Source organism: Gemella sp. GL1, from assembly GCF_013415365.1.
Taxonomy (GTDB): domain Bacteria; phylum Bacillota; class Bacilli; order Staphylococcales; family Gemellaceae; genus Gemelliphila.
Window position 1 is genome coordinate 21,636 of the sequence record NZ_JACBYB010000007.1, and the last position, 13,534, is coordinate 35,169.

15 protein-coding genes are annotated in these 13,534 nt (G+C 29.0%); 3 read left to right on the forward strand and 12 right to left on the reverse strand.

From position 1 onward, the window contains the following. Positions 1-10 precede the first annotated feature (10 nt). From HZY82_RS00155 to HZY82_RS00165, 3 genes are all read right to left on the reverse strand, one after another. On the reverse strand, positions 11-376 hold the full coding sequence (locus HZY82_RS00155) for a hypothetical protein (RefSeq protein WP_135156682.1): 366 nt from the start codon (positions 374-376) through the stop codon (positions 11-13). Position 377: 1 nt separating this feature from the next. Further along, complete coding sequence (locus HZY82_RS00160) at positions 378-1,610, reverse strand: peptidoglycan bridge formation glycyltransferase FemA/FemB family protein (protein ID WP_179938325.1); 1,233 nt, start codon at positions 1,608-1,610, stop codon at positions 378-380. A 98-nt stretch (positions 1,611-1,708) separates the two neighbouring features. After that, positions 1,709-2,263 carry a GNAT family N-acetyltransferase gene (locus HZY82_RS00165; protein ID WP_245174675.1) on the reverse strand — a complete coding sequence of 185 codons (555 nt, stop codon included), beginning with the start codon at positions 2,261-2,263 and terminating at the stop codon, positions 1,709-1,711. A 240-nt stretch (positions 2,264-2,503) separates the two neighbouring features. Between HZY82_RS00165 and HZY82_RS06665 the strand changes: the two genes are divergently transcribed. From HZY82_RS06665 to HZY82_RS00180, 3 genes are all read left to right on the forward strand, one after another. Then, entirely contained in the window at positions 2,504-3,154 is a 651-nt protein-coding gene (locus tag HZY82_RS06665) for a lipoprotein intramolecular transacylase Lit (protein ID WP_135156678.1), read from the forward strand. A 65-nt stretch (positions 3,155-3,219) separates the two neighbouring features. Further along, complete coding sequence (locus HZY82_RS00175; RefSeq protein WP_135156676.1) at positions 3,220-3,714, forward strand: universal stress protein; 495 nt, start codon at positions 3,220-3,222, stop codon at positions 3,712-3,714. 73 nt (positions 3,715-3,787) lie between these two features. Then, positions 3,788-4,282 carry a universal stress protein gene (locus HZY82_RS00180; protein ID WP_135156674.1) on the forward strand — a complete coding sequence of 165 codons (495 nt, stop codon included), beginning with the start codon at positions 3,788-3,790 and terminating at the stop codon, positions 4,280-4,282. 34 nt (positions 4,283-4,316) lie between these two features. Here HZY82_RS00180 and HZY82_RS00185 read toward each other — a convergent pair whose 3' ends face one another. The 9 genes from HZY82_RS00185 to atpA form a co-directional block, all read right to left on the reverse strand. Further along, entirely contained in the window at positions 4,317-5,747 is a 1,431-nt protein-coding gene (locus tag HZY82_RS00185) for an ATP-binding cassette domain-containing protein (RefSeq protein ID WP_135156672.1), read from the reverse strand. A gap of 51 nt (positions 5,748-5,798) precedes the next feature. Beyond that, complete coding sequence (locus HZY82_RS00190; protein WP_135156670.1) at positions 5,799-6,488, reverse strand: energy-coupling factor transporter transmembrane component T family protein; 690 nt, start codon at positions 6,486-6,488, stop codon at positions 5,799-5,801. Between the two features lie 3 nt (positions 6,489-6,491). Then, entirely contained in the window at positions 6,492-7,115 is a 624-nt protein-coding gene (locus HZY82_RS00195) for an MptD family putative ECF transporter S component (RefSeq protein WP_135156668.1), read from the reverse strand. 190 nt (positions 7,116-7,305) lie between these two features. Then, a complete protein-coding gene (locus HZY82_RS00200) occupies positions 7,306-7,941 on the reverse strand; it encodes a phosphatase PAP2 family protein (protein WP_135156666.1) in 636 nt (211 codons plus the stop codon). Beyond that, positions 7,931-9,073, reverse strand: a complete 1,143-nt coding sequence (locus tag HZY82_RS00205; protein WP_135156664.1) for a glycosyltransferase family 4 protein — start codon at positions 9,071-9,073, stop codon at positions 7,931-7,933. The genes HZY82_RS00200 and HZY82_RS00205 overlap by 11 nt, the downstream gene beginning before the upstream one ends. 172 nt (positions 9,074-9,245) lie before the next feature. Next, a complete protein-coding gene (locus HZY82_RS00210) occupies positions 9,246-9,650 on the reverse strand; it encodes a F0F1 ATP synthase subunit epsilon (protein ID WP_179938327.1) in 405 nt (134 codons plus the stop codon). A gap of 14 nt (positions 9,651-9,664) precedes the next feature. Further along, a complete protein-coding gene (atpD, locus tag HZY82_RS00215) occupies positions 9,665-11,080 on the reverse strand; it encodes a F0F1 ATP synthase subunit beta (protein WP_135156660.1) in 1,416 nt (471 codons plus the stop codon). Positions 11,081-11,122: 42 nt separating this feature from the next. Then, positions 11,123-11,995, reverse strand: a complete 873-nt coding sequence (gene atpG, locus HZY82_RS00220) for an ATP synthase F1 subunit gamma (RefSeq protein WP_135156658.1) — start codon at positions 11,993-11,995, stop codon at positions 11,123-11,125. 28 nt (positions 11,996-12,023) lie between these two features. Beyond that, a complete protein-coding gene (atpA, locus tag HZY82_RS00225) occupies positions 12,024-13,526 on the reverse strand; it encodes a F0F1 ATP synthase subunit alpha (protein WP_135156656.1) in 1,503 nt (500 codons plus the stop codon). Positions 13,527-13,534: the final 8 nt, after the last annotated feature.

A 13,534-nucleotide genomic window follows, 5' to 3' on the forward strand; every position in this document is an offset into this window, starting at 1 on the left:
CTGCTCTTTCTTATCCAAATTTTGTTCCTAATAAAATAGTTACTTGTTTACACAAGTTATCCCAATTTTCTGGAACTTCTACTAACCCCGATGATTGTTTGCTAATCTCTCCATAAACTATCCTCATTTCCCACTTATATCCTTTTTTCATGCTTGGGTGGCTATACTCTTCTTTCCAATCAAGTAACTTGTATTGATCTAATTTTCCCATAAAATTATTCAACTTGCTATCATCAAGATTTATATTAAATATTTCAGGGTCCACAAACATAGCCTCTTGCCTTTTATATTTAGCTATTTTATTGAAAAAATCTATTTGTAGCTCATATAGAGATCCAAAAGGACCATATATCTCTATTTCTAATAATTTATACATCTTATCGTCTCAGTACTTTCTTAATGAAATTAATTGCATTATATTTAAATCTATTTGGATAATATCTAAACACTCCTGCTTTTCTAACAATATATCCATTATAATTTTGTTTATATCTTAATACTCCATCACTTCCATCAAATATTCCTAGAACACCTAGAAAATTATAACACGTATGACCTAAGTCAATAGCCTTTCTCATAGAATATTCTTGAACAACTACCGGTGCATAAAATTTATTAAATTCTGTTCTAGAACCACTAAATAAATAGTAAGTAGTATCTTTCCCATAGACGAATAAGGCTCCTGATAAAGAAACATCATCCTTACCATATTTTTCAATAAATTTTTGAGCTTCTTTAACTCGTTCATTCATAAAAGATAATTGTTCATTATACTGTTTCTTCAGATTATTCTGTTTTGTTGAGTTTGGAACTTGAGCTAACTTAGCATCAATATCTGCTATTTTATCCTCCAGCTTAATTTTTTCTATATTCAAATTATCTAAATATTCTTGAAAATTTATACTTGCTAAAACATACTCGCATTTTTCTCCAAAGGCGTCATAAAACATTTCGTAATATTCTAGAGGTTTATCATCATATTCTCGTCTTGTAGAAGTTGATTCTGTAATTTCTTTAAATAAATGTAGCTCATTTTTAGATAGTGTTCTTAATTTTATTCCAAAAGTAGCTACCTTTTTAGACAATGATTTAGCTTTATTGATAAAACTTGATGTTAAAGTATCTTGTGTCAAACCTTCTAAATCCTTCATATAGTGCCAAAATATCTCTCCATCACCATATCCAGTTTTAAGTCCATCATGTTCATAACCTATTATTTTTAAATCTTCTAATAATTTTATATTTTCCTCTGATAATAAATTTCCACTACTATCATGAACACTATAATTATCATCTGGCTTTACTACTAATTCTATACAAGAATTTTTTTTAGCAAAATTAATTAGCTCTTTATAAAAAATTTTGGAATATTCATAGTCTGTATATAAAGGACCTGAATTTACTTCAATTCTAATTCCGCCAAATACTTTTTTATAAAAAGCCAGTGCTAGCGCCTTAATTTCACCATTAATCTCAAGACCTAGATAATAAATCCCATTTCCTCTTTTTATTAATAACTTAGCCATTTCTGCTGTTTGCATAAAGTAATACTTAGAAAAATTCTCTAAAGCTGCTTCATACTCTTTTTCTGTCAATAATTTCAATGCCATATATTATATAATTCCTTTCTACAATATATATTTTCATTTATCTAATCGATTATTAATTATAACATTTAGCACAAAAAGTCACAAGTAATTTTAAAAATTTACTTTTTTAGTACCATATGATCATAGAAATGATTGGCTATCATAATTTCAGCCTCTTTTTTCATTCCAAAAGATTCATACAGTTTTTTAGCTCCAACATTATTCTTATCGACATTTAAGCTTAATAGATTATACTCTTTTTTGAAAAAATCTTCTAATAATTTGCTACCTAAACCTTGTGATCTACCTTCTTTAAAAACGTATAATGTATCTAGATAATACTCTCCTCTTAAAGCCTCATTATATTCAAAAATTACATCATCAATATTTAGATCGTATCTAGAAACTATAAACTTCTCCCAGTACTCTTTAGATTCTATCATAAAATCATACTCGTAAGAAAAATAAAATCCTTTTATAACACTATCCATTTCCAAAACTCTACAATTTTTATATGAAAATCTATCCTTTTCTGAAGTGTAACATTCTTGAAGTATTTTAAAAAACTTCTCATTTCCGATTTTCTTTATTAGATCAATGTCCAGAGATTGTATAAATTTATACAATCCTTGTAAAACATCTATATCATTTTTTTTAGCATTTCTTATTATCACAATAATACTCCTTCCCTCTATAATAAACACTACTTCAATCCTTCCAGATATATTAATCATATTATTCTACATGGTTTTTACTTCCATAATACTAATAAATATTAATATTTTGATTATTTGTATATAATTATAAACTTCAGTGCTTATTTTCAATTTTATAAATTTACAATATCTTTATTATAGCATTAACAATTGCTCTTTTAAAAGAAAATAATTATAATTTAATATATAGGAGGTCTTATGAAAAAATTTTTATCAAATACACTCGTCTTTATTCAACTAATATCTTTTTTTATTATGAGTATAATTTTTATAACATTAAAGATATCTTTTATGTATACTTTTTACAAATATTTTTATGAAAAAACTAATTTATCTTGGCATTTAAACATTTCAAACACTCAGCTATTAAAGCACATAGAGAATTTATTAAGCTATTTAAAGACAGCTTCTCCACTTGATACTACTTGGTATACAAACAAAGATATTCTTCATATGTCTGATGTTAGAAATCTATACCAAATCTCTTTGAACTTAGTATATATTTTACTATTTGTTTTTATTATTTCAAGCATATTAATAGTAATAACAAAAAGAAAAAACAGTCTTTTTTTTATCCTAAAATCCTTTAATAAAATATTTATACTTTTCACTATATTACTACTTTCATTAAGCATTTATATAGCTATTGATTTTTATTCTTTTTGGATAAATTTTCATCTCTTAATATTTGACAATGATCTATGGCTTCTTAATCCTTCTGAATCAAATCTTATAAAAATGTTTCCCGAGAAACTATTTTTCCTTCTTGTATCTATCATTGTAGCTACTATACTCATTTATTTTTTTCTACTTCTTTTTCTAATAAAGATATTAAAAAATAAACAATGATAACGCTTTACTGGATATGCGATATATGTTATAATATAAGTGAAAAAAGAATGGAGGTAAATCTCATGGAAAATAAATACACAAGAATCTTAGTTGCTATAGATGGTTCAAAACAAGCTGAATGGGCATTTCATAACGCTCTTGCTATCGCAAAAAGAAATAATAATGCTGAGTTATACATTGCATCTGTTATCGATCAAACTTTATCACTATCTGCATCACCTAGCTCATCAATTTTCAAAGACTATAAAGATAGAATAGAGAATTTTGTAGATACTTATGCTGCATACGCAAAAGCAGATGGCCTTACAACTGTTGTTCCTATAGTAGAGTATGGTTCTCCTAAACTAGTTTTAAGCGAAAAAATAGTAAATGATTTCGGCATTGATCTTGTAGTATGTGCTTCTTCGGGATTATCTGGATTCAAACGCTTTGTTCTAGGATCTGTTTCAGAAGGAATTGCTCGTTACTCTAAAGTAGATGTAATAATTATAAAAGAAAAATCTATGCCGGCAGATTTCACAGCCAAAATCAATAAACAATTTAACTTAGATAACTAATCATTGAAAACGGTTTGAAACTAATTAATTTATATGATATAATGTTTTAAAGAAAATATTGGAGGATACTCTTATGGAAAATAAATATACAAAAATTTTAGTGGCTGTTGATGGATCAAGACAAGCTGAATGGGCATTCCATAACGCTGTTGCTATCGCTAAACGTAATGATAAGGCTGAATTATATGTAGCCTCTGTTATTGACTCTACTATCGCTACATCAGGTTTATCAGATCCTTATATTTTCAATTCATTCTTTAACAAAACTAAAGAATTAGTTGATTCATATGTCAATTATGCCAAAGAAAGTGGTCTAACTAAGGTTCACGCAATTGTTGAACATGGGATTCCTAAAATTGTTTTAAGTGAAGATATCGTTGATGAAAATGATATTGATTTAGTAGTTTGTGGGTCATCAGGTTTAACAGGTCTTAAACGAATGATTATGGGATCTGTTTCAGAAGGAATCGTAAGACACTCGAAATCTGATGTTATAATTATTAAACAACAATCAATTCCAGAAGATTTCACACATGAAATCAGCTTAAAATTCCAAGTAGAAAACTAATAAAATAAAGAGATGGAATAAAATTTCCATCTCTTTATTTCATCATTAAATCTAGTATCTTATTTTTATTTTCATCACTAGCTTCTATTTTTTCATTTATTCCATTTGAATCAAAATACAATACCTCATCTGCAACTGTACATAGAAATTCATAATCGTGAGTTATTATAATAATTATGATATCTTTTTTAGCAACTTCTTTTAATAAATTAGCTAATTCATACATATTTTTAAAATCCAAACCACTGGTTGGTTCATCCAAAATAAGTATTTTTTTATTGGATATTAAAGCAGAAGCTATAACTACCCTCTGTTTTTCACCGCCAGATAACATATTTGGGTGTTTTTTTAATAAGTGTTTTAAATTAAGTTTTTCTACAATGCTATCAAACTCTTCTAAGTTAGTAGCTCCTAACTTTATTTCTCCTTCTACAGAATTTGTAAATAATTGATAATTAACATCCTGCATTACCATAAAAGAATTTTTTATTAAATCTTTTTTTCTTAACTTTTTTTCGTCTAGTATTATATTTCCATTCGATTTTATAAATCCACTCAAAGCATTAGCAAATGTAGTTTTACCGCAACCATTCTCACCTATAATACTATATACTCTACCTGTTGAAAAACTTTTGTTTATAGTAATATTTTTATCTATGATCTTATAAGAAAAATCAACTAATTTTAAAAATCCATTCTTGTTTATTATTTTCTTTTTCTTTAAAATATTTACCTTACTCATATCTAATTGTCTAGTTCTACATTTAGTCCCATCAAAATCTTTAATATCTTCTTGAGAAAATTCATGGATAAGTTTTCCATTAACAACAATAAACATTCTATCTATTAAGTCTTTAAGATAGTATATACGATGCTCTGCAATGACTATTGTTTTACCTTTATCTTTTAGTTTTTTAATTACATCTGTAATTAAATCTATAGATTTCAAATCTAGGTTACTAGTTACTTCATCTAATATATATATATCTGCATCTAGCATCATATTAGACATAAATGCTAATTTTTGTTTTTCTCCTCCTGATAAACCTAAAATTTCTCTATCAATAAGATGTTTAGCTGAAAACTCTTCCGCTACTTCTACTATTCTTTGCTTTATTAATTCTGGCTTATAACCCTTATTTTCCATTGAAAAAGCTAATTCACTTGTTGAATCTAAATGAAAGAATTGATTTTTAGGATTTTGAAATACACTTCCTACCACATCAGAAAACTCTGATAAAGAGTTTCCTATACTTAAATGTGCTACTTTCAATTCTCCTTTAAATCCTCCTTCAAAAAATTCTGGAGCTAGTCCATTTAAAAGTTTTAGAATACTTGTTTTTCCAGAACCAGAAGGACCTGTAAATAAAACAAGCTGCCCTTTTTCAATTTTTAAATTTAAATTATCTACATTTAATTCATCTGATTTTTCATATTTGAATGAGAAATTTTTAAATTCTATCATTTTAACCTCCTAATATATAGAAAAGTGGAGCTAACTTAGCTCCACTCTTATCTATAGTGTAAAAACTACATAACTCATAATTATTATAAACAATATAAATATATAATCTACTATTTCAAATTTCAATACTTGTATTGAAGTCGCATTTTCTGAATTCTCTATTCCTCTACATAAGCAAGAAATTGATAATTCATTTGCAATATTACTAGAAATTATTACATAAGGAACAAACACATACTCCATAAATTTTAAGGGGTATCGTATATAATAAAACTTACTAAGCCCTATACCCTTCATTTTTAAAGAATTACTTATATGTTTGTAGTCTCTTAGCATAATTGGGAAAAATCTAAAAATCACTGCTAAAACTATAATAAAAGAATTAGGTATTTTTATTTTTCTAAGAAATGTTATTAATTCTGAAACTTTAGTACCATCTACCAATATTATACCTGCGCATATTGGTAGATAAATTGTTTTAAACATTAGAGCACTTACTAACATAAATGTATCAAATATTTTTATAGTCGTCACTTGACCAAAAAACATTTCATATAGTGCAAAAAATAAATATATACTATATATCCTAAATCCATGTTTAAAACTTGAAAATATCGTAATCAAAATAAACATGATAGTGGATAATATAAAATGCTCTTTAGTACTTATGCTTTTAAACATTAAAAGATTAGTAAGTAATAGTAATAATATCTTGGCTCTTATATCTAATCTTAGATACATAAATTAAATTCCTGCTTTATCAAAATTTTTAAAATATATTTTTCTTCCTATATAGGTCCCTAAAAGTGTAAGTATAACTGTCGCAATAACTACAGCTAATAAAACTGATAAACTAGAACTATGCATAATAAAGTCAATTTTCTCTTGAGAATATTCTTTGTCTCTTAGATGTTGAATATATGAATCTTTCATAAAGTATACTGGAATAATTGCACCTATCCCTCCAAAAGTATAAGCTAAATAGGATAAATATTCGTTATTTTTTCTAAAGAAATATTCAGCTAATATGGCTGCAACTATAGTAATAAAGAATGCAATAGCTGCATGTCCAGATAACAATAAAAAGACAGCCTGGATAAGTGTAGTAATTAGTATCGCATTCTTCTTTTTGATTTTATTGAAAATAAGACTGAAAGCTGGAGCTGCAAATAAACCTGTTCCCACAGTGGTGAAAATAGCGAAATAATATTGTCCATTAAAAGCAAATGAGAAAAACGCAGCACAAACTCCTACTCCCACCCCCATAAGTAAAATTATTAACAAATTATATAAACCTAAGGTTATTAAATCTTTTATATTTAATTTACTCTGCTCCTCTTTCTTTATATATTTTAAATTTTCTGTCATATAATAGTCTCCTTTTAAACTATGCATTAAAATAGATTAAGATTTTCTTACTGTATGTCAATATATACATTATAACAGATATATTATTTTTTTTGAATCTTTAACTATTATTTATTTTTCATATCTACTAATTTATCTTATTTTTATCTATCCTCTTTTAACTTAGCCTTTAATAATTATACTTTAATAATTATACTTTAACTAAAAATCTTCGTATTATTATAAAAATATTAACTATGAAAATTCCAAATGTAAAACCAGCAATTATATCTGTTGGATAGTGTACCCCTAAATAAACCCTACTAATTGCTATTATAGCCGATAATATTATCAAGCCTACATATACAAGTATATTAATAAATTTACTCCTGCTATATAAAGAAAAAATATATGCAATTAATATATAACAAATTATTGAACCCATAGAGTGACCACTTGGAAATGAATATCCACTTGCACTTGTTAAGTTCTCTATATATCCCGATACAAAGGGCCTAGGTCTCATGAAATATTCTTTTATAAACTTATTCATAAGCCATGCTCCTAGTATAGCTGAAAAACCTAACCAAGCAGCTAATTTTAAATTACTTTTTCTTTTTATAATCCAAATAACTAAAGCCGTCATAAGAATAACAAACAACCATGCATCTCCTAGATGAGTTATTGTAGAAAAAAATTTAGTCAATTCATTAGATCTTATTCTTTCTACGAAATACCATACATTTACATCTATGGAAAGATTAAATCTATAGGCCTTAACATATATTAAATATAAAAATGGAAGTATTGATAATAAAGTTATTCCGAATAATATTCTATTTTTCATCTATTTTCTCAATATATTTCATATATATACTTTCTATATTTTTTGCATATCCTTCTTGAGAGTATCTTTCATTAATTATAGGTGAATTTCTACTTTCTAATTTTTTTAATATTTTCTCATATCCCTCTAAAAATTCTTCATAATTAGTGAAGCTATAGCAAGAATTCACATCTTCTAGTATACCAACTAAACTATCATCACGTTTTACTAATAAATACAATTTGGCAGCCAAGGCTTCCAAATAAGTTAATCCTTGTGTTTCACTTGTTGAAGACGATAAAAATATATTACCTATAGCATAATAATTCTGAATTTCATCCCATGAGACATAACCAGTGAAGAAAACTCTATCCTGTAAATTTAAAGTATCTACTAAGATCTCTAATTCTTTTCTGTATGGACCATCACCTACAATTATTAATTTAATATTAAAATACTTTTTAAATAATTTAGAAAAAATTAATACTGATTTATCTACATCCTTTTCTTTTGATAGCCTACTCACACTAAGCATAATTACTTCGTTATCGGTAATATTATACTCTTTTCTTAGTTTTGAAACTTTTGAATAATCAATATAAGTAAATTTATCTAGATCTATACCTGTAGGTATAACCGTAACTTCTGTAGTAATCCCATATTCTTCTAGTAACTTCTTAGTTTTTTCTGATGGAGCAACAATTTCTGTAGTTTTATTACAATATAATCTACTTGCTGCTTGGACAAATTTTATAGTATGTTTATTTTTTGGTAACTTTAAATAATGTAAATAATCTTCGTATATAGTGTGATAGGTGTGAATATGTTTAATATTTAACTTTTTAGCAACTCTCATTCCCAAAACACCGAAAGAAAATTCAGTATGTGTGTGAATTATATCTATATTCAATTTCTTTATTATTCGTAGCCATTTTAAATAAATTGGTAATGAAGCTCTTCTATCTTTCATTAAAACAAAAGGAATACTAAATACTCTATATTCATTATCAAGTGATTTATAATTAGGGCTAGCTGTTGTAAATACGTAAACTTTATGTCCCAATTTTTCCAAACCTATTTTTAATTGATAAACAGATGTTGCTACTCCATTAATTTCTGGATAATATGTATCGGAAAATAATGCTATATTCATTTGATTATCCTCTCTAATTTTATACTATCCTTATATTATATCAAATTGAAGAGAAAATGTAAAAATTCTTAAAATAATAGACCTATTTACCAAATTTAGTGTAATAAATTTAATCGACAAGCTATCATAAATAAAAAACTTCTGAAGTCTGTATACTTCAGAAGTTTTTTATTTATTTCATTCCAACTACTTTTAGCCTAGTAATTGCCTTAGCAAGAGCTAGCTCCGCCCTAACTAAGTCATTATCACCTTTTAAGCTAATTCTTTGCTCTGCACGAACTTTAGCTCTTTCTGCACGAGCAATATCTATTGTTGCAGCAGATTCTGCTGATTGAACTAATATAGAAACATCTTTTCCATGACATTCTGCAAAGCCTTCACTTACTGCAAAATAAGTATATACATCTTTATTATTAACAACTTTTAAAACGCCAATTTTTAGTGTAGTTACTAAAGGTTCATGATTAGCCATGATTCCTAAAGATCCCGTATGTGTTTCTAGTGTAAGTAATTTTATATCTTCTGAACTAAAAACTTCTCCATTAGGGGTAGCTATTGTTACTTTCATAGTATTCATACCTTACCTCCTAATTATACTTCGACTCCAAGTTTACGCGCTTTTTCTAATACAAATTCAATTCCACCAACTAAGCGGAAGCAATCTTCTGGAATATGATCGTATTTACCATCTAATATATCTTTAAATGCTTCTACAGATTCAGATACTGGTACATAAGATCCTGCTTGTCCTGTGAATTGCTCAGCAACATGGAAATTTTGTGATAAGAAGAATTGAATACGTCTTGCACGATCAACTGTTTTCTTATCTTCTTCTGATAATTCATCCATACCTAAAATTGCAATAATATCTTGTAATTCACGGTATTTTTGAATAGTTTTTTGCACACGTGTTGCAACTTCATAATGCTCCTCTCCAACTATTTCTGGAGAAAGAGCTCTTGATGTAGATGCTAATGGATCTACCGCTGGGTATATACCCATCTCTGTTAGAGAACGCTCCAAGTTTGTTGTTGCATCTAAATGAGAGAATGTTGTTGCTGGTGCAGGGTCAGTATAATCATCAGCTGGTACATAAATTGCTTGAATAGATGTAACCGAACCTTTTTTAGTTGATGTAATACGCTCTTGTAAACGTCCCATTTCTGTTGCCAATGTTGGTTGATATCCCACGGCTGATGGCATACGTCCTAATAAAGCTGATACCTCAGATCCTGCTTGTGTGAAACGGAAGATGTTATCAATAAACAATAAGACATCTTGCCCTTCTTCATCACGGAAATGCTCTGCCATTGTAAGACCTGATAAAGCAACACGCATACGTGCACCAGGTGGCTCATTCATTTGACCAAATACCATGGCTGTTTTATTAATAACTCCTGAGTCACTCATTTCATAGTAAAGATCATTTCCTTCACGAGTACGCTCTCCAACTCCAGCAAATACAGAAATACCACCGTGCTGTTGTGCTACATTGTTAATAAGTTCTTGAATTAGAACTGTTTTTCCAACTCCAGCTCCTCCGAATAAACCAATTTTCCCACCTTTTATATAAGGCGCTAATAAATCTATTACTTTGATACCTGTTTCTAAAACTTCCACTTGAGTAGAAAGATCATCAAAAATTGGAGCTTCTCTGTGAATTGAATCTTTTTTTACTTCTGCCCCCGCAGCTTCTTTATTATCAATTGGTTCACCTAAAACATTAAATACACGACCTAAAGTAAAATCACCTACCGGCACCGATATAGGTGCTCCTGTGTCAATAACTTCAGCACCTCGGTTTAAACCATCTGTTGAAGCCATAGCTATAGTTCTTACCGCATTATCTCCAATATGTAGAGATACTTCTAATACTAACTTTTCTTTATTTCCATTACCACGATCTACTTCTACTTCTAAAGCATTTAATAAATCTGGCATTTTACCTGCTTCGAATTGAACATCTACAACAGGTCCCATAACTTGGAGAATATAACCTTTATTCATTATGTTCTGTGCTAACTAGTAGCTTCTCCTTTCAATTTTCTATTATTGTGCTGCTGCAGCACCAGCTACAATTTCAGTAATTTCTTGAGTAATAGCTGCTTGCCTTGCTCTGTTATATTTAATAGATAGATCATCAATAATACCTTTAGCATTATCTGTCGAGTTCTTCATAGCATTCTTACGTGCTGAGTGCTCACTTGCTTTACTATCTAAAATCGAACCATATATCATTGATTCTGCATATTGTGGGAGTATTATATTCAATACACCTGCTGCACTTGGTTCAAATTTATATGATGAAATAGCTGCATCTGATTGCTCTGCTATTTCATTTATATTCTCAATTGGTAGCACTTGATCTTCAGTTACCACTTGAGAAATCATACTAACAAAGTGATTGTAATGTAAATAAATTCTGTCATATTCTTTATTTATATAGTAACCTATAACTTTATTAGTAATATTCTTTACCTGTAAAAAGCTCGGTTCGTCTGGAACATCTTTATAAAAATCAACTAATGGAAAATTATTTCTCCTAAAAAATTCAGCCCCATAATTCCCTATAGCTATAATTCCATATTCTTCTAAACTTGAATGACGTTCCGAAACAGTTTTTACAAAATTTCTAATTATGTTAGAGTTAAATCCTCCACATAAACCACTATCACTTGTAATAACTACATATAGTGTCTTTTTCACTTCTCTTTGAACTAACATTGGATGCTGTAAATTCGTATTATTAGAAAAGATAGTAGACATTACTTCTTGAATTTTTTTCATATAAGGTGTAAATCTAAGTGCATTAGATTGTGCCTTCATTAATTTAGAAGTAGATACCATTTCCATAGCTTTAGTGATGTGGCTTGTTTTCTTAGTAGAATTAATTTTATTCTTTATATCTCTAAGTGATGCCAACTAATTCACCGCCTTTTCTAATTATATTTTAAGAGAAAGTTTTTTTGAATGTTTCAATTACTTCATTCATGATCTCATCAGATGGTAAATCTTTTGTTTCTTGAATGTATTTGATTGCTTCATTTGAACCTGCATCTAAATATGCATAAAATTCATTTTCGAATCTATGGATATCTTTAACTTCGATATCATCTAAATATCCTTTAGTTAGAGCGTAAATAATCATTACTTGTTTTTCAACAGGTATTGGTTTATGTAAATCTTGTTTTAGAACCTCGACTGTTCTTTTTCCTCTTTCTAGTTTAGCACGTGTAGCTGGATCTAGATCAGAACCAAACTGAGCAAAACTTTCAAGTTCACGGTAAGATGCCAAGTCTAAACGTAGTGTCCCTGCTACTTTTTTCATTGCCTTAATTTGAGCAGACCCTCCTACCCTAGATACTGATAAACCAGCGTTAATAGCTGGACGTACACCAGAGAAGAATAAATCTGATTGCAAGAAAATTTGTCCATCTGTAATAGAAATTACATTAGTAGGTACATAAGCTGAGATATCTCCTGCTTGTGTTTCTACAAATGGTAAAGCAGTGATTGACCCACCACCAAAATCTTCATTTACACGTGCTGCTCTCTCTAATAAGCGTGAGTGTAAGTAGAATACATCTCCTGGGTATGCTTCACGTCCTGGTGGACGTTTTAATAATAATGATAGCTCACGATAAGCAGCAGCTTGTTTTGATAAATCATCATAAACTATTACTACATCTTTACCAGAAAACATAAATTCTTCAGCTATTGTTACACCAGCATAAGGTGCTATGTATAATAAGGGTGCTGGTTGCGATGCTGATGCTGTTACTACAATTGTATAATCCATTGCTCCATGGTTTTTTAATGTTTCAACAACACTTCGTACTGTTGATTCTTTTTGACCTATTGCTACATAGATACAAATAACATTTTGTCCTTTTTGTGCAAGAATTGAATCAATAGCAACAGCTGTTTTTCCAGTTTGTCTATCTCCAATAATAAGTTCTCTTTGTCCTCTGCCGATTGGAACCAAGGCATCAATTGCTTTAATTCCCGTTTGGAATGGAACAGAAACTGATTTACGTCCCATTACTCCAACAGCTGGTGACTCAATTGGACGACGTTTACTTGTATTAATTGCACCACGTCCATCTACTGGTTGTCCTAATGGGTTTACTACACGACCAATAAGTTCTTCTCCAACAGGCACGTCCATAACTCGTCCTGTTCTTCTTACTTCATCACCTTCAATAATGTTTGTGCTAGGTCCTAAAATTACTATACCTACATTTGTCTCTTCTAAGTTTTGAGCAAGTCCCATAACTCCTGTTTTCGGAAATTCAACCAACTCTCCACTCATTACGTCATTAAGACCATAAACACGTGCTATTCCATCTCCAACTTCAATAACACTTCCGACATCTGTTGACTTTAATTCAAACTGATAATCTTCTATTTGTGATTTCAATAATGCACTAATTTCTTCAGCTTTAATAGCCATCTGTGTCC

Excerpts from the sequence above, each read along its gene's own strand:
- HZY82_RS00155 (WP_135156682.1), bottom strand. The coding sequence starts at position 376 with ATGTATAAATTATTAGAAATAGAGATATATGGTCCTTTTGGATCTCTA.
- HZY82_RS00160 (WP_179938325.1), bottom strand. The coding sequence starts at position 1,610 with ATGGCATTGAAATTATTGACAGAAAAAGAGTATGAAGCAGCTTTAGAG.
- HZY82_RS06665 (WP_135156678.1), top strand. The coding sequence starts at position 2,504 with ATGAAAAAATTTTTATCAAATACACTCGTCTTTATTCAACTAATATCT.
- HZY82_RS00175 (WP_135156676.1), top strand. The coding sequence starts at position 3,220 with ATGGAAAATAAATACACAAGAATCTTAGTTGCTATAGATGGTTCAAAA.
- HZY82_RS00180 (WP_135156674.1), top strand. The coding sequence starts at position 3,788 with ATGGAAAATAAATATACAAAAATTTTAGTGGCTGTTGATGGATCAAGA.
- HZY82_RS00185 (WP_135156672.1), bottom strand. The coding sequence starts at position 5,747 with ATGATAGAATTTAAAAATTTCTCATTCAAATATGAAAAATCAGATGAA.
- HZY82_RS00190 (WP_135156670.1), bottom strand. The coding sequence starts at position 6,488 with ATGTATCTAAGATTAGATATAAGAGCCAAGATATTATTACTATTACTT.
- HZY82_RS00195 (WP_135156668.1), bottom strand. The coding sequence starts at position 7,115 with ATGACAGAAAATTTAAAATATATAAAGAAAGAGGAGCAGAGTAAATTA.
- HZY82_RS00200 (WP_135156666.1), bottom strand. The coding sequence starts at position 7,941 with ATGAAAAATAGAATATTATTCGGAATAACTTTATTATCAATACTTCCA.
- HZY82_RS00205 (WP_135156664.1), bottom strand. The coding sequence starts at position 9,073 with ATGAATATAGCATTATTTTCCGATACATATTATCCAGAAATTAATGGA.
- HZY82_RS00210 (WP_179938327.1), bottom strand. The coding sequence starts at position 9,650 with ATGAATACTATGAAAGTAACAATAGCTACCCCTAATGGAGAAGTTTTT.
- atpD (WP_135156660.1), bottom strand. The coding sequence starts at position 11,080 with ATGAATAAAGGTTATATTCTCCAAGTTATGGGACCTGTTGTAGATGTT.
- atpA (WP_135156656.1), bottom strand. The coding sequence starts at position 13,526 with ATGGCTATTAAAGCTGAAGAAATTAGTGCATTATTGAAATCACAAATA.